At 59.0% G+C, this 24,741-nt stretch carries 23 protein-coding genes and 1 riboswitch; of the genes, 18 read left to right on the forward strand and 5 right to left on the reverse strand.

Translation table 11 applies throughout. The features are described from left to right. Positions 1-32: 32 nt before the first annotated feature. Positions 33-239, forward strand: a riboswitch (cobalamin riboswitch). Positions 240-275: 36 nt separating this feature from the next. From ACR0B0_RS07740 to ACR0B0_RS07750, 3 genes are all read left to right on the forward strand, one after another. Further along, on the forward strand, positions 276-446 hold the full coding sequence (locus ACR0B0_RS07740) for a CbtB domain-containing protein (RefSeq protein WP_170349258.1): 171 nt from the start codon (positions 276-278) through the stop codon (positions 444-446). Positions 447-450: 4 nt separating this feature from the next. After that, positions 451-1,149 (forward strand): CbtA family protein, encoded by a 699-nt coding sequence (locus tag ACR0B0_RS07745; protein ID WP_170349259.1) that lies wholly within the window; start codon positions 451-453, stop codon positions 1,147-1,149. A 66-nt stretch (positions 1,150-1,215) separates the two neighbouring features. Beyond that, a complete protein-coding gene (locus tag ACR0B0_RS07750; RefSeq protein WP_480644024.1) occupies positions 1,216-1,710 on the forward strand; it encodes a hypothetical protein in 495 nt (164 codons plus the stop codon). Here ACR0B0_RS07750 and ACR0B0_RS07755 read toward each other — a convergent pair. Continuing rightward, the gene (locus ACR0B0_RS07755; RefSeq protein ID WP_480647163.1) at positions 1,707-2,051 is read right to left on the reverse strand and encodes a DUF1636 family protein; all 345 of its coding nucleotides are present in this window, start codon (positions 2,049-2,051) and stop codon (positions 1,707-1,709) included. The two genes, ACR0B0_RS07750 and ACR0B0_RS07755, sit on opposite strands and share 4 nt — an antisense overlap. Positions 2,052-2,192: 141 nt before the next feature. On the opposite strand from ACR0B0_RS07755, the gene ACR0B0_RS07760 reads away from it, so the two are divergent. The 7 genes from ACR0B0_RS07760 (at position 2,193) to mdoH (ending at position 11,684) form a co-directional block, all read left to right on the forward strand. Beyond that, positions 2,193-2,651, forward strand: coding sequence for a DUF302 domain-containing protein (locus tag ACR0B0_RS07760; RefSeq protein ID WP_170349262.1), 459 nt, complete (start codon positions 2,193-2,195; stop codon positions 2,649-2,651). A gap of 79 nt (positions 2,652-2,730) precedes the next feature. Continuing rightward, entirely contained in the window at positions 2,731-4,350 is a 1,620-nt protein-coding gene (locus ACR0B0_RS07765) for a thiamine pyrophosphate-binding protein (protein ID WP_480647165.1), read from the forward strand. Next, positions 4,337-5,521 (forward strand): CaiB/BaiF CoA transferase family protein, encoded by a 1,185-nt coding sequence (locus ACR0B0_RS07770; protein WP_480647167.1) that lies wholly within the window; start codon positions 4,337-4,339, stop codon positions 5,519-5,521. Before ACR0B0_RS07765 ends, ACR0B0_RS07770 begins: the two co-directional genes overlap by 14 nt. Positions 5,522-5,702: 181 nt before the next feature. Continuing rightward, a complete protein-coding gene (locus ACR0B0_RS07775) occupies positions 5,703-7,073 on the forward strand; it encodes a tetratricopeptide repeat protein (protein WP_170349265.1) in 1,371 nt (456 codons plus the stop codon). Positions 7,074-7,105: 32 nt separating this feature from the next. Further along, positions 7,106-8,323, forward strand: a complete 1,218-nt coding sequence (locus tag ACR0B0_RS07780) for an OpgC family protein (protein WP_170376005.1) — start codon at positions 7,106-7,108, stop codon at positions 8,321-8,323. Further along, complete coding sequence (locus ACR0B0_RS07785) at positions 8,320-9,819, forward strand: OpgD/OpgG family glucan biosynthesis protein (RefSeq protein ID WP_226688252.1); 1,500 nt, start codon at positions 8,320-8,322, stop codon at positions 9,817-9,819. Before ACR0B0_RS07780 ends, ACR0B0_RS07785 begins: the two co-directional genes overlap by 4 nt. After that, positions 9,816-11,684, forward strand: coding sequence for a glucans biosynthesis glucosyltransferase MdoH (mdoH, locus tag ACR0B0_RS07790; protein ID WP_480647169.1), 1,869 nt, complete (start codon positions 9,816-9,818; stop codon positions 11,682-11,684). The genes ACR0B0_RS07785 and mdoH overlap by 4 nt, the downstream gene beginning before the upstream one ends. Here the strand turns inward: mdoH and ACR0B0_RS07795 are convergent, their stop codons facing one another. Then, the gene (locus ACR0B0_RS07795; protein ID WP_170349269.1) at positions 11,685-12,500 is read right to left on the reverse strand and encodes a CE1 family esterase; all 816 of its coding nucleotides are present in this window, start codon (positions 12,498-12,500) and stop codon (positions 11,685-11,687) included. Continuing rightward, complete coding sequence (locus tag ACR0B0_RS07800; protein ID WP_170359236.1) at positions 12,497-12,970, reverse strand: rhodanese-like domain-containing protein; 474 nt, start codon at positions 12,968-12,970, stop codon at positions 12,497-12,499. The genes ACR0B0_RS07795 and ACR0B0_RS07800 overlap by 4 nt, the downstream gene beginning before the upstream one ends. 212 nt (positions 12,971-13,182) lie before the next feature. Here ACR0B0_RS07800 and ACR0B0_RS07805 point away from each other — a divergent pair, with 212 nt between their 5' ends. The 7 genes from ACR0B0_RS07805 to selD are packed head-to-tail and all read left to right on the forward strand — an operon-like array spanning position 13,183 to position 21,272. Next, positions 13,183-16,050, forward strand: coding sequence for a monovalent cation/H+ antiporter subunit A (locus ACR0B0_RS07805; protein WP_480647171.1), 2,868 nt, complete (start codon positions 13,183-13,185; stop codon positions 16,048-16,050). After that, the gene (locus ACR0B0_RS07810; RefSeq protein WP_170517312.1) at positions 16,050-16,409 is read left to right on the forward strand and encodes a Na+/H+ antiporter subunit C; all 360 of its coding nucleotides are present in this window, start codon (positions 16,050-16,052) and stop codon (positions 16,407-16,409) included. Before ACR0B0_RS07805 ends, ACR0B0_RS07810 begins: the two co-directional genes overlap by 1 nt. After that, positions 16,406-17,950, forward strand: coding sequence for a monovalent cation/H+ antiporter subunit D (locus ACR0B0_RS07815; protein WP_170549680.1), 1,545 nt, complete (start codon positions 16,406-16,408; stop codon positions 17,948-17,950). Before ACR0B0_RS07810 ends, ACR0B0_RS07815 begins: the two co-directional genes overlap by 4 nt. Beyond that, positions 17,950-18,447: a Na+/H+ antiporter subunit E gene (locus ACR0B0_RS07820; RefSeq protein ID WP_170349274.1), complete on the forward strand. Its 498-nt coding sequence runs from the start codon at positions 17,950-17,952 to the stop codon at positions 18,445-18,447. Before ACR0B0_RS07815 ends, ACR0B0_RS07820 begins: the two co-directional genes overlap by 1 nt. Beyond that, positions 18,444-18,713 carry a K+/H+ antiporter subunit F gene (locus ACR0B0_RS07825; RefSeq protein ID WP_058282485.1) on the forward strand — a complete coding sequence of 90 codons (270 nt, stop codon included), beginning with the start codon at positions 18,444-18,446 and terminating at the stop codon, positions 18,711-18,713. Before ACR0B0_RS07820 ends, ACR0B0_RS07825 begins: the two co-directional genes overlap by 4 nt. A gap of 10 nt (positions 18,714-18,723) precedes the next feature. Beyond that, complete coding sequence (locus ACR0B0_RS07830) at positions 18,724-19,107, forward strand: Na+/H+ antiporter subunit G (protein WP_170549683.1); 384 nt, start codon at positions 18,724-18,726, stop codon at positions 19,105-19,107. Between the two features lie 5 nt (positions 19,108-19,112). Further along, positions 19,113-21,272 (forward strand): selenide, water dikinase SelD, encoded by a 2,160-nt coding sequence (selD, locus tag ACR0B0_RS07835; RefSeq protein WP_480647174.1) that lies wholly within the window; start codon positions 19,113-19,115, stop codon positions 21,270-21,272. On the opposite strand, the gene mnmH is transcribed toward selD, so the two are convergent. Beyond that, positions 21,263-22,315: a tRNA 2-selenouridine(34) synthase MnmH gene (mnmH, locus tag ACR0B0_RS07840; protein WP_480647176.1), complete on the reverse strand. Its 1,053-nt coding sequence runs from the start codon at positions 22,313-22,315 to the stop codon at positions 21,263-21,265. The two genes, selD and mnmH, sit on opposite strands and share 10 nt — an antisense overlap. A gap of 44 nt (positions 22,316-22,359) precedes the next feature. Further along, the gene (locus ACR0B0_RS07845; RefSeq protein WP_480647178.1) at positions 22,360-23,025 is read right to left on the reverse strand and encodes an SOS response-associated peptidase; all 666 of its coding nucleotides are present in this window, start codon (positions 23,023-23,025) and stop codon (positions 22,360-22,362) included. Positions 23,026-23,080: 55 nt separating this feature from the next. On the opposite strand from ACR0B0_RS07845, the gene ACR0B0_RS07850 reads away from it, so the two are divergent. Next, a complete protein-coding gene (locus ACR0B0_RS07850; RefSeq protein WP_170410505.1) occupies positions 23,081-24,733 on the forward strand; it encodes a tetratricopeptide repeat-containing sulfotransferase family protein in 1,653 nt (550 codons plus the stop codon). The last annotated feature ends 8 nt before the right edge of the window (positions 24,734-24,741 follow it).

Consider the following 24,741-nt stretch of genomic DNA (forward strand, 5'->3'; position numbering starts at 1 on the left):
GCAAATGACGATTGCACCAGCGGCATCATAGAGGCTAAATGAACGCGTCTGGTCCTGCCGGAGACATCCGGATGCTAAGAGGGAATGTGGTGCGACTGCCATGGCAGCCAAATCCACAGCCGCCCCCGCGACTGTAAGCGGAGAGCCCCTGTTCAACCAGCCACTCCTGTTCTCAGGGGGAAGGCGAACAGAGGCATCGACCCGCAAGCCAGGAGACCTGCCAGGCGACAATTGAAACACCGGTCGTCGGGTGCGGCGGCAAAGGAGAATAAAAGATGGCAACACAAACGCAAACAGCATCCGCCTCGCGCGCTGGTATCCTTCCGGTCATGTTCGCGGTGGTACTGGGTCTGGGTATCATCACCCTGACCGGTCACGTACAGGCCGCGGCGCTGCATGACGCAGCACACGACGTGCGCCACGCGACCGGCTTCCCCTGCCACTAAGACCATGTTCAGTCGTATACTGACCAGCGCGTTGTTCGCTGGTGCTGCAGCGGGGCTGATAGCCGCCTTGCTGCAGTTGGTCTTTGTGCAACCTGTTTTGTTGCACGCAGAGCTGTACGAATCCGGTGAGTTGGTGCACTTCGGAGCCGAATCCGTTTCGGCGCATCCCGAATTGCCGGGCATGTTCTCGGAACTGACCCGTGACGCGCTGAGCGTCATTTTCACCATGCTGACCTATACCGGTTACGCGCTGCTGATGGTTGCTCTGATGTCCGTGGCCGAAGGCCAGGGCCACACGATTGATGGCCGCACCGGCGTGCTTTGGGGTCTGGCTGGGTTCATCGCCTTTCATCTGGCGCCTGGCTTTACCCTGGCACCAGAGGTGCCTGGTGTAGCGGCAGCTGACGTCTATGCCCGACAGGTCTGGTGGTTTGCCACTGTTGGTGCTGCGCTTGTTGCGCTGTGGTTGATTGCGTTTGGCGGCAACCTGATCAGCTATGTGATCGCAGCAGCCCTGTTGCTGGCACCCCATCTGATCGGAGCGCCCGAACCGGATGTGTTCACCGGCCCCGTCCCGACCGAGATCGGCGCTCTGTTCGCCGCTCGCGCCTTTGGCATCGGTCTGGTCGCCTGGGTTCTGGTCGGTGCCTTTGCCGGGTATTTCTGGCAAAGCGAAGGCAAACGCGTCGAAGCAGCGGCCTGATCCTCTCATATAATGACGCGCCGGGTTCTGCCCGGCGCGTTTCTTTTTGCCTAAAGGAAAGAAAAAATGGCACGCTCACTTGCCCTTTTTGCAATCGGCCTTGTGTTCGGTGGTGGTGCTGGTTTTGTGCTGGCGGCAGCCAATGGCGTCACGTTTGACGGCCACGATCATGGCGATCCGTCCCATCACGGCGGCGCGCATGCCGAAGCGATGGCCCATGACCATTCGACCACGGTAAACCTGCCCGCAGGGGCGGACGCCCCCAGCGTTGCAATCGCGCTGACCCGGGACCCGATGGCCGGGTGGAACCTGCACGTCATGCCGCAGAATTTCCGGTTTGCCCCGGAAAACGCGTCAACAGCCGACGTAGACGGCGAAGGCCACGCGCATGTTTACATCAATGGCGAGAAACTGGCCCGGCTCTACGGCAACTGGATACACATCCCAGACCTTCCGAAGGGAGAGGTCGAGGTTTCGGTTTCGCTGAACGCAAACAGCCACAGTGCACTGACGGTCGACAACGTACCGGTCAGCGCTGCCGTGACCGTTCAGGTCGATTAAAGCGCCGGTATCCGCGCGCGCAAACACATCCGAAGTCGCCCGCAGGGTCGGGCGTCTTCGATCCAACCTGCGGGACTGTCCAAATAGGCTTTGCAGGTCGCGACGATGTCTTCGGCATCGGTAACGATATCGACCCCCGAAAACACGTAAGACGCCCGTCCTGCGGCCTGCAATGCCAATGCGGTCGGCTCAGCGCAGCCACTGAAACAGGCGTGATCCGAGATGACGACTTGACCATTCAGCCCTGCACGCACCAGCGCGTCATCCACGGCCTGCCTCTCGGCCACTCGGTCACGCGTTCCCGCACAACTGCTGCAAATCAATAGGCGTATCGGGTCCACGTGTGGCCTCGTGTTTGATGGTTTGCATGTTTCTGCGGCTTTCTGGACGTCGGCGCAATCCTGAATACGCACGGAAATGTGCGTGCGCGGAACTCGGATTTCTGGCATCACTCAGACAGTCACATTGAACGAGGCACCGTCATGCGCACGCTTTTGGGTTTGCTCTGTCTTCTCGCCCTGCCTGTCCGGGCCGAGGAACCATTGTCGGGTTGGGCAGTGTATCCAACCGTCAAAAGCTATGAAGAACTGGTCGCGGATACGAAGGCTGCGGTGAAGGAAAACGGGTTGATCGTGGTCACGCAGGCTGGTCCGACCAAGGCGGCTGCGGCCCGTGGCATCACTATACCCGGCAATCTGGTGATCGGTGCCTTCAACAACGACTATGCCGTGCGCGTTCTGGAAACCTCTGTCAGTGCAATGATCGAAGCGCCGATTCGCTTTTACGTGACTGAGAACGACGACGGCACCGCCACCCTGTCCTACAAAACGCCCAGCTTTGTCTTTGCCCCCTATGTGTACGAAGGCGGAGAGCCTTTGCGCGATATTGCCCAAGAACTTGACACAAAGTTTCAGTCAGTGGCGGAATCCGCAGCCAAATAGTCACACTGACGTGAACCTGCTTGCGTCTGGCTACGTCCTCCGCAATCTGCTGAGCAACGAAAACTTCGGAGCATAACGAATGCAGGACCTCTCCCCCCGCGCGGCTGACCTTTTGGCCCAAAGACTATACGAGGCCGGATGCCGCCACGCTTTTGGCATGCCAGGCGGAGAGGTTCTGACGCTGGTGGATGCTCTGGAACAGGTTGGGATCACCTTTCACCTGACCAAACACGAAAACGCCGCCGGCTTCATGGCAGAGGCTGTCCACCACCGTGATGGCGCACCTGCCATTCTGGTGGCCACTCTGGGCCCCGGCGCGATGAATGGGATCAACGTTGTTGCCAACGCGCTGCAGGACCGGGTGCCGATGATCGTTCTGACCGGCTGTGTCGATGCGGATGAGGCACTGACCTATACTCATCAGGTGATGGATCACGCGCAGGTTTACCGCTCGATCACCAAGGGCACGTTCACGCTGACGGCCCAGGGCGCAGACGTGGTTGCTGACAGAGCGGTTTCGCTGGCCACACAGCCCCGCCCCGGTCCGGTTCATATCGACGTGCCGATCTCGGTCGCGGACACGCGCGTATCCGGGAGCAAACGCCGCCGTCTGGTCAAACCCGCTGCGGTCGCGCCCGAAGGGAACTGTGTTGAGAAAGCCCGCCGCTGGGTGACCGAGGCCGAACGCCCCATCGCGATCGTGGGTCTGGACGTGCTTTATGACGACTCGCGCAATGTGGTGCAGGCGTTTCTGGAACATTTCAACATCCCCTTCGTGACCACCTACAAAGCTAAGGGCGTCGTGCCCGAGGATCATCCATTGTGCCTGGGCGGCGCAGGTTTGTCGCCCTTGGCCGACAAGCATCTGGTGCCGTTGGTCAAACAATCCGATCTGGTGTTGTGTCTGGGGTATGACCCGATCGAAATGCGCCCTGGCTGGCGCGAGATCTGGGACCCCGAGGAAAAGCGCGTCATCGATATCTCGGCCGTCGTCAACGATCATTACATGCATCAAGCCGGGTTGAATCTGGTCGCCCACACGGGCGCCACGCTAGAAGCCATCGCCAAGGGGAACCCCGCCCGCGCGACGTGGCCGGGTGGTGAACCCGCGCAGGTTAAAGCCGCACTGGCGCAGGCCTTCCCCGCGGATGATGACTGGGGCCCAGCGGCCGTGATCGCCGAATCTCGCGCCGCCCTGCCCGCTGATACGCTGGCCACCGCCGACAGCGGCGCGCATCGTATCCTGCTGAGCCAGATGTGGGAGTGCCATGAAGAACGCGGGCTGATCCAATCCTCGGCCCTGTGTACCATGGGCTGCGCCGTACCGATGGCCATTGGCCTGAAACTGGCTGAGCCTGACCGCCCGGTCATCAGTTTCTCGGGCGATGCTGGTTTTCTGATGGTTGCCGGAGAGCTGTCGACCGCAGCCGAGATGGGCTGCAATCCGATTTTTCTGGTCTTTGTCGACGCCAGTCTTGCGCTGATCGAGTTGAAACAGCGTCAGCGTCAGATGGGCAATATGGGCGTGGATTTCGACAGCCACGACTTTGCCGCCATGGGGCAAGCCTTTGGTGGCTATGGACATACCATCCGCAACCGCGCAGAACTGCGGTCGGCGCTGGAGCAGGCGGTCAAAGCCGACCGCTTTACCGTCATCGCTGCAGAAATCGAGCGTGGAGGATATGATGGCCGGATCTGAGGGACCGCTGAAAGGCGTCAAGGTGCTGGATCTCAGCCGCATTCTGGCTGGGCCAACCTGTACGCAGCTGCTGGGTGATTTGGGCGCCAACGTCATCAAGATCGAAAACCCGGCCAGTGGCGGCGATGATACCCGGCAATGGGGCCCTCCTTACGTTGAAGACGCTCAGGGCAACCGCTCGGACCTGAGTGCGTATTTCATGTCGGCCAACCGCAACAAGAAATCCGTCGCCATCGACATCACTACGCCCGAAGGCCAGGCTGAAATCAAACGGCTGGCATCGCATGCCGATATCCTGATCGAGAATTTCAAACCCGGCGGGCTGGCGAAATACGGGCTGGATTACGCCACGCTATCGCCGGAGTTCCCGAGCCTCGTCTATTGCTCGATCTCGGGCTATGGCCAGACCGGGCCGAATGCGTCCAAGCCCGGCTATGACCTGATGGCGCAAGGTTATGGCGGGATCATGTCGCTGACCGGCGACCCCGAAGGCGCACCGATGAAGGTGGGTGTTGGCATCGCTGATGTGATGTGCGGAATGTATGCCTGCGTTGGCATTCTAGCCGCTCTGCACCACCGGGATCAAACCGGCGAAGGCCAGCAGATCGACCTGGCATTGGTCGACTCACAAGTTGCCTGGTTGATCAACGAGGGCGTCAATTACCTGACCTCGGGCAATATTCCGCAACGGCGGGGCAACGGGCATCCCAACATTGTGCCTTATGACGTTTACGAAACTTCGGATGGCCATGTGATTCTGGCCGTGGGCAATGACGGACAGTTCCGCCGTTTCTGCGACTTTATCGGGCGGCCCGAGCTGGCCGATGATCCGCGCTTTGCCACCAACCCGGCGCGCCTGGAAAATCGCGACGCTTTGAACGCAGTTCTGCGCCCGGCGGTTCAAGCCCATGACACTGCCACCGTCATCGCCGAGCTGGAAGACCGCAAAGTACCCGTCGGCCCGGTGCGGACTTTGGATCAGGTTTTTGCCTCGGATCAGGTCGCGGCTCGACAAATGCAGATCGCCATGCAGGCAGCACCAGGGCCGGTGCAGCTGATCGGGAATCCGCTGAAATTGTCACGCACTCCGGTCACCTATCGCGCTGCCCCGCCCGAATTCGGGGCGGACACTCAGGCCGTTTTGAACGCCAAAAATCCATTCGAAGATTGAAACACTGTGTCCGTTTCGGCGGCATGTTGCTGAAACATGCCGTTGAATCGGCGGTTTTTTTCACGTTTTACACACACGGCTTTTCACCAATTCGAGAGCAGAGGCGATACTGATACGACGCCGTCAGAGTCTCTGCTACATCGAATAGTGTAGAAAATTAAAATTGGATCGGACCAATCGCATGAAACAGGATGTTTTCGGACAGATGAACACCCTCAGCCATTCGGCAAGCGTCGAGGCGTGGAACGGTGTTCTGCTTGGGTTCATGGCGCATGCGGCCATTACTCCGCAACATCTGGGCAAGGTGCTGGAGCTTGAGCCCGACTTTGCCCTGGGTCACGCCATCAAGGGGCTGTTCATGGTTCTGCTGGGCCGGCGTGAGATGACGGCGGTCGCGGTCGAGGCCCTGTCAGAGGCCAAAGCCGCGATGGAACGGCAACCGATCTCTGAACGTGAGCGCATGTATGTCGAGGCGCTTGGCCTGTATCTGGAAGATCTGCCCTCGCAGGCGATTCAAAAATTTGAGCAGATTCTGCGCTCCCATCCGCAGGATACTCTGGCGATGAAACTCAGCCACGCAACCCGGTTCGTTCTAGGTGACCCGACCGGTATGCGCCGGTCAATCGAGCGGGTCTTGGCCGCTTATGAACCGGATCACCCAGGACGTGGCTATCTTCTGGGCTGTCACGCTTTCGCGTTGGAGGAAACGGGCGAATACCAAAAGGCCGAGATTGCCGGACGCCAAGCCCTTTGGATGGTTTCGGATGATGCCTGGGGTCTGCATGCGGTGGCCCACGTGCACGAGATGCAGGGCAATGCGCAATTGGGTCTGGACTGGTTGGCCGGACGCGAGGACGCTTGGACCCATTGCAACAACTTCCGCTATCACGTCTGGTGGCACAAGGCACTGATGCATCTGGACCTGGGTCAGGTCGACCAGGTGATGGAGCTGTACGATACCCACGTTCGCCAGGACAAAACGGACGATTACCGCGATATCTCGAACGCGACCTCACTGCTGTCGCGCCTAGAGCTGGAAGGCGTCGACGTAGGCAATCGCTGGGAAGAGCTGGCCGATCTCAGCGCGGCCCGGACCGAGGATGGCTGCGTGGTCTTCGCCGACCTTCACTATCTGCTGGCTTTGACTGGTGATAACCGCAACGAAGCGACCAGCAAAATGTTGCAGCGCATCCAGAAAGACGCGCAACGCAATCAAGGCGATACTCCGGTCCGCATGTCCGACCCGGGTATTGCAGCCTCCAAAGGGCTTGAGGCTTTTGGTGAGGGGCAGTACGCCGCCGCATTCGACTTTTTGTCGAGCGCGCGCAATGGCATGCAACTGGTAGGTGGCAGCCACGCCCAACGTGATGTATTCGAGCGCATCACCATTGATTCGGGCCTGCGCGCGGGTCGTCTGGATGCTGTCGAGCGCATCTTGGACGATCGCCGCGCCAAACGGGCCGGAGGCGAGGACAATTACGCACTTGCGCGCCGCGCATTGATCGACGCGGCCCGCGACAACGGAGACGCACAAAGCGTCCCGGCTGAATAACAAAAACAAAGACCAAGAAGGACAGAACACGTATGGCGACTGCATCGCCCGCTTCTGATTTTGCGCCTGTGGCCGCCTCGGCGGCCGCCCCTGCCCGTGTGCGTGATCCGCGCCTGGATTTTTACCGTGGCATCGCGATGTTCATCATCCTGATCGCACATATCCCCAATGACCCCTGGGCCAAATGGATTCCCGCGCGGTTCGGCTTTTCCGACGCGACCGAAATTTTCGTGTTCTGTTCCGGCATGGCCTCGGCCATCGCTTTTGGCGGGGCATTCCTGCGCAAGGGCTGGTGGTTGGGCACCGCCCGCGTGGCGTTCCGCATCTGGCAGGTCTACTGGGCACATATCGCACTGTTCTTCTTTGTCGCCATGTCCATGGCCGCGCTGAATGAAAGCGGATTGTTCGAGAAAAACTATATCTCTTCGCTGAATCTGCAGCATTTCTTTAATGATCCTGCACCGCAGATCGTAGGGCTGTTCACCCTGACCTACGTGCCTAATTACTTCGATATCCTGCCGATGTATCTGGTGGTTCTGGCGATGATGCCGCTGGTCATGGGCCTGTCGCGGATTGGGTTCTGGGCGGTTGCCTTGGCCTCAGTCACGCTGTGGCTCGTGGCGCAGACCGACGTTCTGGACTTGCCGGCCGAGCCGTGGTCGGATCGACAGTGGTTTTTCAACCCCTTCGGTTGGCAATTGCTGTTCTTTACCGGCTTTGCATTCATGCGCGGCTGGATTCCCGCCCCCCCGGTTTCGAAAACGCTGATCTGGGCAGCGGCGCTGTTCCTGATCTTCTCGATGCCGTTTGGCTCATGGAAAGTGTTCACCTGGATCAACGCAGCAGCCCCCGATCTGGCCGACGAAATCCGAAAAGTTTGGCCCGTTACGAAAGAGTTCCGCGACAAGACCGATTTTGGCCTGTTCCGGTATCTGCACTTCCTGTCGCTGGCCTATCTGGGCTGGGTCGTTGCGGGAGAACACGGCCATCGCTTGATCGCCACCGGTCATGGCGCGGCGGCCAAAATTTGGCAATTCCTGCTGACCGTGATCACCAAAGTCGGGCAGCAATCGCTGGCGGTATTCGTTTTTTCCATGGCAGCAGCACGGCTTATCGGCGTCGGACTGGATCTGAGTGGGCGGGATGTTGCCAGTGTGTTCATCGCTAACATGATTGGCTTTGCGATGATCATCGGGGTGGCATACATGGCCGCTTGGTTCAAATCACAACCTTGGAAGTCAAAGAAATGAATTTTACACGTCGTGCATTTCTGGCCTCGACTTCGGCGCTTGCCTTTGCGCCTGCCACATTTGCCACCGGCGGGGAAACCCCCTTTGACCGCAATGACGTCATCGCGATGGCCCGGGATCTTGCCAGCCGCCCCTATGCGGAACGCGAAATGGTGCCCCAGGAATGGCAGGACCTGACCTATCAGCAATACCGCTCGATCCGGTTCCGCCTGGACCGGGCGCTATGGTTTGAAACCGAGACGCCCTTTAACGTCGATTTCTTCACACCCGGCTTATACTTCCCGCGCACCGTCAAGGTGTCGACGGTCGAGGATGGTTTCGCAACGCCGGTCGCGTTTGATCTGAGCATGTTCGACAAATCCGAGGATGTGCCTGAACTTCCGATCGACGACACGCTGGGCTTTTCCGGTTTGCGCCTACGCACCGAGATGCATCGCCCCGGCAAAACCGACGAGTTCTGCGTCTGGCAGGGTGCCAGCTATTTCCGCGCCATCGGCCTGCACGAGGTTTACGGCCTCTCCGCCCGTGGTCTGGCACTGAAAACCGGCGATCCGGATGGTGAGGAATTCCCCGAATTCATCCGCTTCTGGCTGGAGCGCCCAAAACCTGGCCAGCGTGACATGGTGGTTCACGCGCTGATGGACAGCCCCAGCGTGACAGGTGCCTATCGGTTCAACGTCACCGCAGGCGCAGACTGCGTCATGGATATCGAGGCCACCCTGTTCCCGCGCGAAGAGCTAACACATGTCGGAATCGCGCCGGGCACTTCGATGTTCTTGTTCGACCAGACCAATCACAGCCGGTTCGACGATTTCCGCCCCGCCGTCCACGACAGCGACGGTCTGCTGATCCGCAACGGTGCCGGAGAAGTTTTGTGGCGACCGTTGGCAAACCCGACGCGTCTGCAGATTTCGTCCTTCGTTGACATGAACCCGCGCGGGTTCGGCCTGATGCAGCGGAAACGCGAGTTCTCGGACTACGCGGATCTTGAGGCGAATTACCACAAACGCCCCGGCCTTTGGGTCGAACCGAAGGGCGACTGGGGCAAAGGTACTGTAACGCTGGTTGAGATTCCGGCAGATCAGGAGATCTATGACAACATCGTCGCCTATTGGCGTCCGATGGAGCCATACGCAGCGGGCAGCCAGGTCGACCTGTCCTACCGTCTGATCTGGGGGGACGAGCCGCAGCGTACGCCGATGCCGCGCGTGATCAACACCGCCATGGGTGAAAACACCTTTGGCGAAGGGCGCCTAGCCGTCATCGACTTTGAACCCTCTGAGCTGTTCGAAGACCCCGAGGCGATGACGATCTTCGTCAACTCACCCCACGCCGAAACGTCCGAGGGCGTGCTGCAAAGCAACCCCGATACCGGCGGGCTGCGACTGGCCTTTTCCTTCCAGCCGGGTGACAGGAACCACGTGGAACTGCGCGCGCAGTTGCTGAAAGACAAACAGCCTGCCTCTGAGGTCTGGCTCTACCGTTGGACCGTATGACCGAAGATTTGCATATCATGCCGCCCGAGGCACCGCTGGCCATGCCCGCGCAAGATTTCAGCGCGGGCTTCCGTGACGCGCAAGTGCCCGAGGGTCAGCGCCCCTCGGTCGGGTTTTGGCGCGCCTTGGCGTTTTCGCCTGCGATGGCCGCGACTTTAGGCCTGCTGTGGGTAATGAGCGACTGGTTTGGGGCCGAAGGGATCAACCTGATCGAAGCCATCCTGCTGTCGCTGATCTCGTTCAACTTCTTCTGGATTTCCTTCACCGTCTGCACCGTGCTGCTAGGTATGGTTTCCCTGTCGCGGCAGGAACAGCCCAAACGCGAGGGCCGTCCACAGCCCTTGCGCGTGGCGCTGTTGATGCCGGTTTATAACGAGGTGCCTTGGAACGTGCTGGGCAATGCCCGCACGATGCTCGAGGATTTGCGCGCTCGTGGTGGTCAACACTACTATGCCATGTTCATCCTGTCAGACACCCGCGACCCCGAGATCGCAGCACAGGAACAGGCCAGTATCGAGGCGCTGCGAACGACGCTGGCCCCGGGTCTGGAACTGTATTACCGCCGCCGCGAAGAAAACACGGACCGCAAGGTCGGTAACATCGCCGACTGGGTCAGCCGTTGGGGCGCGGATTGGGATGCGATGTTGGTGCTGGATGCCGACAGTCTGATGACGGGCCGTGCCATCCTGCGCCTGACGGATTCACTGGCGCGCGATTTTGGCGCGGGCCTGATCCAAAGTTATCCGCAACTGATCGGCGCGCAATCGGTCTTTGCCCGGATGCAGCAGTTTGCCAACGGCGTGTATGGCATTGCATTCGCCGAAGGTCTGGCGCGCTGGTGTGGACAAGAGGGCAACTATTGGGGTCACAACGCGATTATCCGCACCAAGGCCTTCGCCAATTGCGCTGGTCTACCGAAACTGCTCAGCCTGAATGGTCAGGAAAAACTGATCATGAGCCACGATTTCGTCGAGGCCGGTCTGATGCGTCGCGCCGGTTGGGGCGTGCGGTTCCTGCCGCGCATCCGCGGCTCGTACGAGGAAACACCGCCCACACTGATCGACCATGCGCTACGCGACCGTCGCTGGTGCCAGGGCAACCTGCAGCACCTGAAGCTGCTGGGGTCTGCCGGGTTCCGGGCAGTGTCGCGGTTCCACATGTTCCACGGGGCGGTGGGCTATCTAATGTCGCCGCTGTGGTTCGCCTTGCTGGTGATGTGGGCGCTGATCGGTCAGGGCGAGGATGCCTCGGTCCTGCATTATTTCAGCCCCGACAACCCGCTGTTCCCGCAATGGCCCGAGATGTCGGAAACCCGCCATGTGCTGATCATTCTGGTGATGTATGCGATGTTGCTGGCCCCCAAGGTGCTGGGCGTTCTGGCGCTGCCCCTCAGCGGAGTGCGCTATGCGGATTTCGGCGGCGGTTCCAAATTCCTGACGTCGTTTCTGGCCGAGGTCATCCTGTCGATCCTTTACGCTCCGATCCTGATGGTGCAACAGATGATCGCAGTATTCCGCACGGCGCTTGGTCTGCAAAAAGGTTGGTCCCCGCAGGCGCGGGATGGTGGCAGCTATAGCCTGCAAACGCTGGTCCTGTGCCACATGCTGGAAACCATTAGCGGCATCGCATTGAGTGTGGGTATCCTGTCCGGTCTGGTGTCGATCTGGCTAGCCCCGATTGCCGTCAGCCTTGCGCTGGCGATCCCCCTGTCCGCACTCAGCGGTGTGTCGGCTGGTACCGCGCGGCGCATGGTCGGGATGAAAGAGGATTTTCACGAACCCGCCATCACGCGATCCGCCCGGCGTCATCGGAACGAACTGAAGCGCCTGATCGAGGGTAAGACGGTCATGACCCCTGCCGAGTGATTAGCCGCCCGGCAGGCCTTCGTACCAGTCCACCATCATGTCCGCCCAACCCTTGGGCACTGAGTGGCCACCGGGAAACAGCGCGAATTCCAGCATGCCGCCTTCGGCACACCCGCTCCATCTGCGTCGCATGAACTGACCGGTGGTTGAAAAACCGCTGGGCTTGGTATCGACGCATTCATTGGCAACCCGCCAGATTTCCAGCCCGGCAAAGATATCGCCTTGATGGAACCGGCCACCGCCCAGAATGCGTCCTTCTAACGGCACCACATTGTCGGTCCAGCCGTGGGTGTGGAACATCCGTACCGGACCTTCGCAGCTTTCGGGATGCGGTCGCCAGAAACCGCCAGACACCGGTACATAGGCCGAAAACGTATCGGGTGCCGCGCAGGCCAGGTAATACACCATGAACGCCCCGGCCGAGAAACCGCCCAGAACCACCCGATCCGCGTCCACACCGAAACGGTCCGAGGCATCCTGTACCGCTTCGGTCAGAAAGGCGGCTTCATCCCGCCCCTCCCAACCTGGAAAGAAGTTCCAGCTTTGGCGGCCATTTCGTTCTGACCCTTCGGGGGCCATGACCGCATAACCGCGCGCCAGCAAAGGCTCGACCATGCTGCGGTTTTTCAAAGTACCGGTTGCCGAACCCCCATAGCCATGCAGAAAGACAACCAACGGTGGGTTATCCGCTACGGGCAATTCGATGTGGTACCCACCCGAAGCCGTCTCACACATGCCTTCCTGATCGGCACAAGCCGCCAACCCCGCCTGCCCGGCGAATGTCAAACCCGCTGCCAAGGAAAATGCCCGGATCATCCTGTCTCTCCTGTATTGTGTTCAACCGGCAAACCGGCCCGTACCCATCCCGGCCCTGCGGCGGACCCCAGCATACCCTCTGGGACGTCAATGATGTTTGTGAACCCTGCCTCGGTCAATCTGTTGCTCAGCCGAGCCGACCTGACCCCACGCGCGCAAATCAATGCAACAGGCGCGTTCCGATCACCGCCGGTCAGCTGTGCCAGCGCCTGTTCGAAATCATCGCGGCGCATATCCAACGGATGCGCTCCCTGGCCAACGCCCGTAGTCTGCCATTCCCGCGGCGTGCGAATGTCGACCAACAACACATCCCCAGACACCGCTTGCTGATACGCGTCCTGAACACTCAGCCTGTCACCCGCGTAATCTTGCGGGATCAAACGATATTCCCGAACAGCAAAGCCAGCAACGATGACGGCGCCACCGCCCAACAGAACCCATCGGCGTGTTCGGTTTGCTTTGTCTGCCACGCAGCTCTCTCCTGATCCGATGGGATGTGCTTATCACAGCCCGAATTTCGAATCCGCGTTGAATTTCAACCGGCAGATCAAGATCGCGTCATTGTTTCGCACCCCAATCGATGGCGATAGGACTGCGGGTAAAACTTGCAATAGCTGGACAGTTAGAAAATTATCCTTAAAAACCAGTACTACATTTGACCGCCCAGATCGGAGTATCGCACTTGTCCCTATTCCTCATCGCGGCCCTTCCCTTCCTCGGAGCTGTATTCCCAGCCCTTCTGATCCGGGCAGGACGAAACGCAGCAGCATCAGCCGCCGGGCTGACCACCTTTCTGGCGCTTATGGGGCTGTTGATTCACATTCCGTCGGTCATGCGCGGAGAGGTTGTCACGGCGCGGTTCGACTGGATACCGGCGCTGGGGCTGAACGCGAATTTCATGCTGGACGGTCTTGGGTTTCTGTTTGCCCTGCTGATCCTGGGGATCGGATTGCTGATCATCCTGTATGCGCGGTTTTACCTGTCACGCGAAGATCCGATGGGGCAGTTCTATACCTATCTGCTGCTGTTTCAGGGCGCGATGGTCGGGATCGTTCTCTCAGACAATATCCTTCTTTTGCTTATTTTCTGGGAGCTTACTTCGCTAAGCTCATTCTTGCTGATCGGGTATTGGAAACATCTGCCCGAGGGACGTCAGGGCGCACGGATGGCGCTTGCCGTCACCGGTGGCGGCGGACTGGCGATGATCGCGGGGATGCTGATTCTGGGCAATATCGTGGGCTCATATGACCTAAGCGTCATCCTGCAAAACAAAGAGCTGATCCAAGCCTCACCGTATTACATGCCCGCGCTGGTCCTGATCCTGTTGGGCTGTTTTACCAAGTCGGCGCAGTTTCCGTTCCATTTCTGGCTGCCACATGCGATGGCGGCACCGACGCCGGTTTCTGCCTATCTGCACTCAGCCACAATGGTGAAGGCCGGACTGTTCCTGATGGCCCGGATGTGGCCGGTTCTGGCGGGGACGGATGCGTGGTTCTATATCGTGGCGACCACAGGTCTGGTGACCATGTTGATCGGGGCCTGCATTGCCTTGTTCAAAGACGATCTTAAGGCACTGTTGGCGTTTTCGACCGTGTCGCATCTGGGTTTGGTGACGATGCTGCTGGGCTTTGGCACCAAGATTGCAGTTGTGGCGGCGATATTCCACATTATCAATCACGCCACCTTCAAATGTGCTCTGTTCATGACCGCCGGGATCGTGGACCACGAAACCGGAACCCGAGACATCAAACGTCTGGGCGGGTTGCGTCAGTTGATGCCGATCACATTTACCATCGGAACGATTGCCGCGCTGTCCATGGCCGGTCTGCCTCCGCTGAATGGCTTCCTGTCCAAAGAAATGATGCTTGAGGAGACAGTCCACACCACCTGGCTGCACTCGCACTATCTGGTACCGGGTCTGGCGTTGCTGGCGGCACTGTTCTCGGCTGCCTATTCCTTCCGCTTTGTCGGGCATGTCTTCCTTGGCCCGCAGCGCAACGATTATCCGCACCACCCGCATGATCCGCCTGTCGGTATGTGGCTGGCTCCAGCCTTCCTGGTGGTGCTGGTTGTGCTGATCGGGCTGTATTCGGCCGCGCTCGTTGGGCCTCTGGTCGCGGTAGTATCCAGCGCCGTAATCGGTGGAGAGAAGCTGCCCTACTACTCACTGAAGCTCTGGCATGGCTTTACGCCCGCGCTTTACATGTCGGCCGTAGCCACATTAGGCGGTCTGTTCCTGCTGGCGCTACACCGTCGTGGCGAACAGCTGTGGAACGCCCTGCCCCGCCCCGAAGCGAAGGTCATCTTCGAGGCTGTCATCGGCGCGTTTACCACGCTCAGCCGCTGGATCACCGACACGCTGCATAACGGAGTGATTAGCCGCTATGCCATCATCCTTGTCGCGTTCACCGTCGGGCTTGGCTACTACGCCTATACAACCGGTACGATCGGACCCGAAACACGCGATCCTCTGCCTATCCAGATCATCCCATTCATCGGCTGGATTTGTCTGGTGGGTGCAACACTGGCGATCATGTGGTTCCACCGCAACCGCCTGCTCTCGCTGGTGCTGATCGGCGTCGTCGGTCTGATCGTCTCGATGGCGTTCAACTACCTCTCGGCCCCGGATCTGGCGTTGACACAGATATCGGTCGAGGTGGTGACGATGATCCTGTTGCTGCTGTCGCTAAATTTCCTGCCCACGGATACCCCGTGGGACAGTAGCGCAGCGCGGCGTTGGCGGGACGCGGCGATCTCAGTGGTGGCTGGCCTTGGCGCGGGCGGGCTGATCTATGCGCTGATGCTGCGGGACTTCGCATTTCCGACGATTTCCGAGTTCCACCTGGCCAATTCCTACAAAGGTGGCGGCGGCACCAATGTGGTCAACGTGATCCTGGTGGACTTCCGGGGCTTTGATACCTTTGGCGAGATCATCGTTCTTGGCATCGCCGCCCTGATCATCTTTGCCCTGACCGAGGCCGTTCTGGGCACCAATGTCCGCAGCTATCTGTTGAATCGTAAGCCGCACTGGCCGCAATCGGGGGATTCACATCCGCTGATGATGGTTGTGGCCACCCGCGTGATGATGCCAATTGCCCTGATGGTTGGTGCCTACATCTTTTTCCGCGGTCACAACCAGCCGGGGGGCGGGTTCATCGCCGGTCTGATCGTCGCGATTGCCTTCCTGATGCAATACATGGCGAGTGGCTACACATGGGCCATCGAACGGCAACGGTTCTACTATCACGGCACCATCGGCTGGGGTGTTCTGATCGCTGCCGCCACCGGGATTGGAGCATGGTTCAACGAACGCCCGTTCCTGACCAGTGACTTCGGCTATCTCCATTGGCCACCCCTGGAAGAGTTCGAATGGGCCACCGCCATCCTGTTTGACACCGGCGTGTTTCTGGCCGTGCTGGGTGCGGTGATGCTGGCGCTGGACAGCCTGTCGCGGTTCGCGTGGCAGCCGGGCATGGCGCAAGAGTTCCCGATGGATATCAACCCGCTACGGGACGACTCGAAAGACGAAGATAAGAAGGAGCAGGCCTGATGGAAGCGCTCGTAGCCTCAGCCGTAGGCATCATGACCGCCGCCGGGATTTTCCTGATCCTGCGCCGCCGCACATTCCCTGTCATTCTGGGGCTGTCGCTGATCACCTACGCGGTGAACGTGTTCCTGTTCGCCACCGGGCGTCTGGCGCTGAATGCGCCTGCGGTTCTGAACAAATACGAAGAGGTTCCTTATACCGACCCGTTGCCACAAGCGCTGGTGCTGACGGCCATCGTGATTTCTTTCGGGATGACTGCGGTGATCGTTATGATCGCGCTTTCTGCTTACTTGTCGTCGAAAGATGACCATATCGACATGACCGCACAAGACAGCGTCGACGGCGCGGGAGAAGACGCATGAACCACTGGATCGTAGCGCCGATCGTCCTGCCCGCGATCCTGGCCCCGTTCATCATCATGGTCCTGCGATATCACCTGGACCTGCAGCGCATCTTCTCGGTCGCCGGTGTAGTGGCGTTGCTAGGGATTGCCCTGACCATCACCGCGCAGGCCGCAGGTGGCGATATTCTGGTCTATGAGCTGGGCGATTGGCCTGCGCCCTTCGGCATCGTGCTGGTGCTAGACCGCCTGTCTGCGATGATGGTCTTGCTGACCGCCCTGCTCGCCTTGCCCATTGTGCTATACGCTATTGCGTCCGGGTGGGACGACAGGGGCAAACACTTTCACGCGCTGTTCCACTTTCAGCTCATGGGCGTCTGTGGTGCCTTCCTGACGGGCGATGCCTTCAACCTGTTCGTTTTCTTCGAGGTGTTGCTGATCGCTTCCTACGGCTTGATGACGCATGGGGGCGGGTCGGTCCGGCTGAAGGCCGGGGTGCAATATGTGGCCTATAACCTGTTGGGCTCGACCTTGTTCCTGTTTGCGCTCGGCACGCTTTATGCCGTGACCGGAACGCTTAACATGGCCGATCTGGCTGTTCGAGTCGCCGAAATTCCGCCCGAGGATACCGCCCTATTGCGGGTTGGAGCGGTTTTGTTGCTGTTGGTCTTTTGTATCAAGGCGGCCGTCTTGCCACTGCATTTCTGGTTGCCTGCCAGTTACGCCAATGCACCTTTGCCCGTCGCCGCACTGTTTGCGATCATGACCAAGGTGGGTGCCTATTCAATCCTGCGCGTCGATACGCTGGTCTTTGGGCCCGATGTGGCTGTAACGCAAGGATTGCTGGGCGACTGGCTGCAACCTGCCGCGCTTCTGACGCTGGCCGTGGGTGCCATTGGTATTCTGGGCTCGCAGCACATCGCACGGATGACGGCCTTTTGTGCCATCGCATCAATGGGCACATTGTTGATCGCAATTTCACTGTTTACCGAAACGGCCACAACTGCCGCGCTGTACTACATCTTTCATTCGACCCTTGCCACGGCGCTCATGTTCTTGGTGGCTGACCTAGTGATGGAACGCCGGGGCGGGGCCATCGCGCCAACGGCCCCGATGGCGCAAAGCGGGCTGGTCTCGGCCCTGTTCTTTGTTGGGGCAATCGCGATGGCGGGAATGCCCCCACTGTCGGGTTTCATCGGCAAGCTCCTAGTGCTGGATACGGCGCGCGACGCACCGGATGCAAACGCAATCTGGGCCGTGATCCTGATCGGGTCGTTCGTCACGATCGTCGGGTTGGCGCGCGCAGGCACGCTGATCTTCTGGAAAAGCCATGACGCACAACACAACCCGGCGCCCGAGGTGGAAGATGACGAGGAAGCACCAGCCCTGCCCGCACCCGAACCAAACCCCGGACTGGCCTTCACCGCCATTTTTGGCATGGTCATGGGGCTTGTGATGCTGACCTTGTTCGCGGGCCCTGCCCTGACTTACGCTGGCAAAACAGCCGAACAGTTGTTCACACCCGAAAACTACATCTCAGCCGTTCTGGGGGGAGAGGAATAATGAGACTTCTGCATCGAATTTTCCCCCACCCGCATCTGACGATCCTGCTAACGCTGGTGTGGATGCTTCTGGCGAATTCGCCTTCGCTGAACTCTCTGGTGTTCGGATTGCTGCTTGGGATTATCATTCCCTTCATTACTCAGCCCTACTGGCCCGACAGACCCAAACTACGCAACTGGCCGATGATCATCGAGTATATGCTGGTGGTGCTGTGGGATATCGTGATGGCCAATATCACCGTGGCCCGTATCATCCTGTTCAAACGCGATGCCGACCGACAGCCCAACTGGGTCTGTATCCCACTTGAACTGCGCACCCCCGAAGCGATCACTGTATTGGCCGGAACCATCACCATGACCCCAGGAACAGTCAGTTGCGATCTGTCGGCACAAGGCCACAACCTGCTGGTTCACTGCCTGGATGCGCCCAACGTGGATGAGGTGCGCGACCAGATCAAACAGCGCTATGAGCGCCGTCTGAAGGAGATTTTCGAATGATCGAGATTGCGATCTGGTTTGCCTTCGCCTGTTTCGGGGCGGCCATCATGCTGTGCCTGTATCGTATCATCTCGGCCGAGGGTGTGGGCACACGTGTTCTGGCGCTGGACACGATGGTCATTAACACAATTGCGCTAATGATTCTTTACGGGCTGGCTCTGGGGACCGAGATCTTTTTCGAGGCCGCCATGATCATCGCCATGCTGGGTTTTGTCTCAACCGTAGCCTATGCGCGCTTTATGCTGCGCGGCAATATCATCGAGTGAGGGCGCCCCAATGTTCATAATCGAGTTTCTAGTCGCCTTCTTTCTGATCGTATCCGGCATATTCGGTTTTGTCGGCTCGTATGGGATGATAAAGTTGAAGGACCCGATGTCGCGTCTTCATGCCCCAACCAAAGCGACGACGTTAGGTGTGGGTGGTGTGCTGCTGGCGTCGATCTTTCATTCGGCAGTGATCGAGCAGCATATTTCCCTGCACGAGCTGCTGATCACCCTTTTCCTGTTCCTGACTGCGCCGATCACGGCCCTGTTCATTGCCAAATGGCATATTCATCGCCATGAAAAGCCCGATAATCTGCCTGACGCAGGTGAGGATGAGCTTTGGGCCACTCACGCGGTTGAGCAGGTCGAAGACGTTCCAGACCACACAAAGACCTGAATTCCATGCATCACCCTCCGCTGCCCCTGACCCGTGATCTGGTTCTGATAGGCGGCGGGCATACCCACGCGCTTGTACTGCGGAAATGGGGCATGAACCCTTTGCCCGGTGCGCGGGTGACGGTGATCAACCCCGGTGCCAATGCCCCCTATTCCGGTATGCTACCAGGCTTCGTCGCCGGACATTACCAGCGTTGGGAGCTGGACATTGATTTGGTGCGCCTTGCCCGATTTGCCGGTGCGCGCGTGATCCTGAGCCCGGTTGATGGTATCGACATCGACCGGCGTCAGATACATGTGCCTGGCCGACCACCCGTGGCCTTCGATGTGGCGTCGGTCAATGTGGGGATCACCTCGGACATGCCAGCCCTACCCGGATTTGCTGACCATGCAGTTCCCGCCAAGCCGCTGGGTCCGTTTGCCTCCAGGTGGGCGGAGTATCTGGACGGCAGCGGCCCCGCCTCAGTCGCCGTGATCGGCGGTGGGGTCGCGGGGGTAGAACTGGTTATGGCCATGGCTCATGCCCTTCGCGCCAAAACACGCACAGCGCAGGTGACACTGATCGACAATGCCCGGGCCCTAGCGGCGACGGGGACCAAGGCGGGCGCGACCATTCGTAAGGCGATGGCCGATCTGGGGATTGAACTGATCGAGCATGCCGCGATTTCACGCATCGAACAGGATCATGTTCTGCTAGAGGATGGCCGCAAGATTCCCGCCGAATTTATAACCGGGGCTGCCGGTGCCCGCCCCTATGACTGGATCACCCAGACGGGCCTTGATCTGCATGACGGCTACATCCGCGTGGACGCCCATCTGCAATCCAGCGATCCGGCGATCTTTGCCGCCGGAGATTGCGCCCATCTTGCCGATAACCCTCGTCCCAAGGCCGGTGTCTATGCGGTCCGAGAGGCTCCGGTCCTGTTCAACAATCTGCGGGTCGCTCTGGGGGCCGGGAAGATGTGGCGATATCAGCCGCAGAAAGACTACCTAAAACTGATCTCTTTGGGTGGTAAATCGGCACTGGCCGAACGTCTTAGAACCTCGTTCAGCGGGCCAGTGATGTGGCGATGGAAGAACCATATCGACCAGAGCTTCATGAATAAATTCCGCAACCTGCCCCAGATGGCACGCCCCGCCCTACCGCGCCACCATGCAGCGGGCATGCAAGAAGCCCTGGGGGAAAAACCCATGTGCGGCGGCTGTGGGGCCAAGGTTGGACGCGGCGCGTTGCAAACAGTTCTGAGTGGCCTGCCAAAGCCGAACCGGGACGACATCACCCCCTTGCCCGGGGACGACGCTGCCCTGCTGACAACCGGCGGAGCGCGGCAAGTGATGACCTCGGACCACCTGCGCGGCTTCACGGATGACCCAGTGCTGATGGCGCGCATCGCCGCTGTTCACGCACTGGGGGATATCTGGGCCATGGGGGCCAACCCACAGGCGGCGACGGCAACGATCATCCTGCCGCGTATGTCCCCGCAATTGCAGCACCGCACCTTGTCCGAGATCATGACGACGGCCACCGAGGTCATCCGCGACGCCGGGGCAGAAATCGTGGGCGGTCACAGCTCGCTCGGGGATGAGATGACCATCGGCTTCACTCTGACCGGACTGTGCGACAAAGACCCGGTCACTTTGTCCGGGGCACGTCCTGGGGATGCATTAATCCTGACAAAACCACTGGGCAGCGGGGTGTTGATGGCCGCAGAAATGGCGGGGCAAGCTGATGGCAGTTGGGTGGCCGATGCCTTGCGGCAAATGGTTCAGCCGCAAGGCGCAGCATCGCGCATTCTGGCCGGGGCACATGCGATGACGGATGTAACCGGATTTGGACTGGCCGGGCATCTGATGGGCATGTGCGAAGCCTCGGATTGTGGTGTAGTTTTGGATCTGGACACGATCCCTCTGATGACTGGCGCGCTCGAATTGGCCGCTCAAGGTGTCCGGTCGACAATCTTCGAGGACAACCGCGCAATCGTTCCGGGCATTCCATCCTCGGACAAGGTCGACCTGCTGTTTGACCCGCAAACTGCTGGGGGATTACTGGCCGCCGTCGCATCCGATCAGGCGCACGAATTGTGCGAACAGCTAAGGCACGCGTGCTATCCGGCGGTCATCATCGGGCATCTGACTGACACTCTGGGTTTGCGGCTTCAGAGCTGACCCAGAATTTCTTCAACCCGAGCGGCTGCGGCGTTCAGGCCCGCATCGTCCAGCGCAGCCACGTCGATTTGCGCGATAATCTTGACGGCGCGTGTTTTGGATGATTTGGCATAGGCCGGGTCATAATGCTGTTCCATCAACGCCCGCGTCAGCGCCCGTTTTTCCCCCGCATCGATCAGCGCTAGCCATCCATCCACCACATCGTGTCCTCGATGGAACCGTAGCGGAGACAGGCGATCGCGCAAGCGCTCGGCATCCGAGAGGATATCGTCGTAAGCCTTGACCAGATACGCGGTACGCGCCTCAAGGGAAGCGGACACCTGAATCCGCGGTGCCGTCCGCAACGCAGTCCACAAGCTTGGCGGCAGGATCAGCGACCCGATCTTGGAGGATTCAGCCTCGACAACCACCAGGCGCGCTGGGTCCAAGCCGCACAATGCGGCGGATAGAGCGGACTCGAAGGCTTTCTGGCTGGGCTGCCCGCCCGGCATTTCACCTAGCAAAGATCCCCGGTGGTTGGCTAGGTCTTCGAGGTCCAGAACCTGAACGCCGCGCGCCTTCAAATGCAGCAGCAGGTCAGTCTTGGCTGTGCCCGTATATCCATCGAGGGCCACCAACCGGTGCGGCAATGGATTGTCATAGAGGTAGCGATTCACCAATCGGCGATAGGTTCGGTATCCGCCATCGACCACTTCGGCCCGCCAACCGATCTGTTGCAACATCCAAGTGAACGACCCTGATCTCTGTCCGCCACGCCAGCAATAGACCAATGGTTTCCAGCCGCCCTCGTGGTGCGACAGGCTGTGTTCGATGTGATTTGCCGCGTTCCGAAACACCAGCGCTGCGCCAAGCTTGCGGGCCAGAAACGGACTTTCCTGCACATAGATCGTACCCACCTGCGCGCGTTCTTCATTGTTAAGCACCGGCAGGTTGATGGCGCCGGGTAGGTGATCTTCGGCAAATTCAGCAGGGCTGCGCACGTCGATCACAGTGTCAAAATCATGCGCATAAAGGCCGGGCAGATCAGTAAATTTCAGAGCCATGCCAACGGTCTATCCTGCGAACTTTGAAATGAAAAGGCGCCCAGTCACGCCGGGACAGGTTCAATCAGGTCCGGCCCGTTCGCCCGGTTCGAATTTACTGCTGGATCAACGCGGTAGAACTCCAAGACACCCTCGGCCCCGGGTTGCATCAAACGTGCCGCGCCTTTCCCCGCCTCCCCTAACCACAAAGGCCAATCGTCAGGCTCAAGGATCAGTGGCATCCGATGATGAACGGCGCTGAGGTTGCGATTTGCCGGTGTTGTTACGATGGCGCAAGTGCCCTGCTGCGTACCCTCAAAGCCCCAATCCTGCCAGACCCCGGCAAATGCAATCGGTGCGCCATCTTTGCGGTGGATGTACCATGGCAGACGTGTTCCCTGTTCAGTTTTGGTCCATTCATAGAACCCTGTTGCCACGATCAGGCAGCGTCGTTCGCGGCAGGCGGCGCGAAATGCAGGCTTTTCGGCCAGAGTTTCGGCACGCGCATTGATCAGCAAAGGACCGGCGGTTTCAGTCTTGTACCAATGCGGCAGGAACCCCCAGCGCAGCGAATCCAACTGGCGACCACCTTCGCCAACGCGCACCACATGCACTTGATTTGTCGGGCAAACATTGAAGTTCGGCACAGCAGGCAACGTGTTTGCGGGCCGTGCTGAAAACAGCTGCGCCATTGCGTCATTTGGAAGGGTTATTGCAAACCGTCCGCACATGGGTAATGAACCATCAATAATCGTTTCATACAGGCACAGGGTGTCACGGGGTCACATGCAAAATCAAACAGCGAATACCCTCAAAGGCAAGGCGGTGGCTGCTTTGGAAGCAGGCAAGCTGCAACAGGCGCTGAAAAAGGCACAGTTGGGCGTTAAGAAATTCCCCAAGGATTCTGATTTCCACGCCATCTCGGGCTTTGTGCTGACCGAAATGAAGCAATACAAGAAATCTATTCCGCATTTCGTCGAAGCGTCACGAATGAAGCCAGACGACCCTCAATTCGTGGAAAACCTGGCAAATGCGCTTATGCAGACCGGACAGATCCCCAGGGCGCTGGAATATACTGAACAAAAGCTGGAACAGTTCCCAAACAACAAAGAACTGAACCGCGTCCTGGATGAGATTCACCTGAAAGGCAGCAACTGGCGCCTGGTCATTGAACATGCGAGCAAGAAGCTGCAAGCCGAGCCTGACGATGTGAACCTTTTGGGCAAACGGGCCCGTGCCTATTCGAAAATTGGATTTGTCGAGGACCACTCGCGCGATGTTTCTCGCGCCTTTGAGTTGGAACCGGAAAACATAAAGATTGCTTTCGCAAAGGCCGTGAACCTGCACCAAAGCGGTGACAAAAACGGGTCAAAGGAAATCTTGCAGCGTATTCTGGATACAGATCCCGAAAACATGAGCGCTTTGCTGCAGTTGTCCCTTGTAACCTCCAAGGATGACGGCCCGAAACTGATGGAGGCGGTCGAGACCGCAATCGCCAACAAGGACGAAGACTATCAAGAGTTGGAGTTCGCCAAGGCACACCTGATCTCGGTAATTGACGATCTAAATGCCGCCATGCCTCAATTTGTGCGAGCCAACAAGGTACAACACGATAGCAACCCGTACGACGCCGCTGAGGAAGAGAAAAAGCTGAACCAGATCACCGGTCTGTTCCCCATTGGAACCGATTTACCCGCAGCCGGATCAAGCGATGGGCCGGTTCCGATCTTCGTTCTGGGTCAGCCCCGTTCGGGCACCACGTTGATGGAGATGATGCTAAGTTCGGCGCCCGATATCGCCGGGTGTGGTGAGTTGACGTTGGCGTCTGACCTGTCGCATGAATTCCAATTGGGCAATCAGCGTTTTGACGCTGAAAAAGCCACTGAATTTGCGCAGCAATTCCGCGAACTGATGCCACCGATTCCTGACGGATCGGTCGCGTTCGTTGACAAGATGCCACACAACTATCAGCTTGTTGGTTTCTTGTTGGCCGCCTTCCCCAATGCAAAGATCATCAACATGCTACGTGACCCCCGTGATGTGGGGTTGTCGAAATGGATCCGGCGGTTCCCGGCTGGTGGGATGCGTTATGCGTCGAACCTGACAGCCATTGCTCATTCGGCGAATATGTACCGCCGCTATATGGCACATTGGGATACCGTGTTCGGTGACCGCATACTGACCGTTCCTTATGAAAAATTAGTGGCCGATCCGAAAACCTACAGCCAACAGGTTGCTGCGTTCTGCGATATCGAATGGAACGAAACCATGATGCATCCCGAGAAAAACACCAAGCAGGTCAGAACGGCCAGTATCGATCAGGTCCGCAATAAGATCTCGACCAAATCCATTGGTGGATGGCAGAGCGTGTCCGAACATCTACGCCCCATGCTTGACGGGTTCGATCCCGCGCTCTGGCCCGAATACGATTTGGGCTGAGTGCGCCC

The sequence above is a fragment of the Ruegeria sp. BA12 genome (assembly GCF_056539625.1).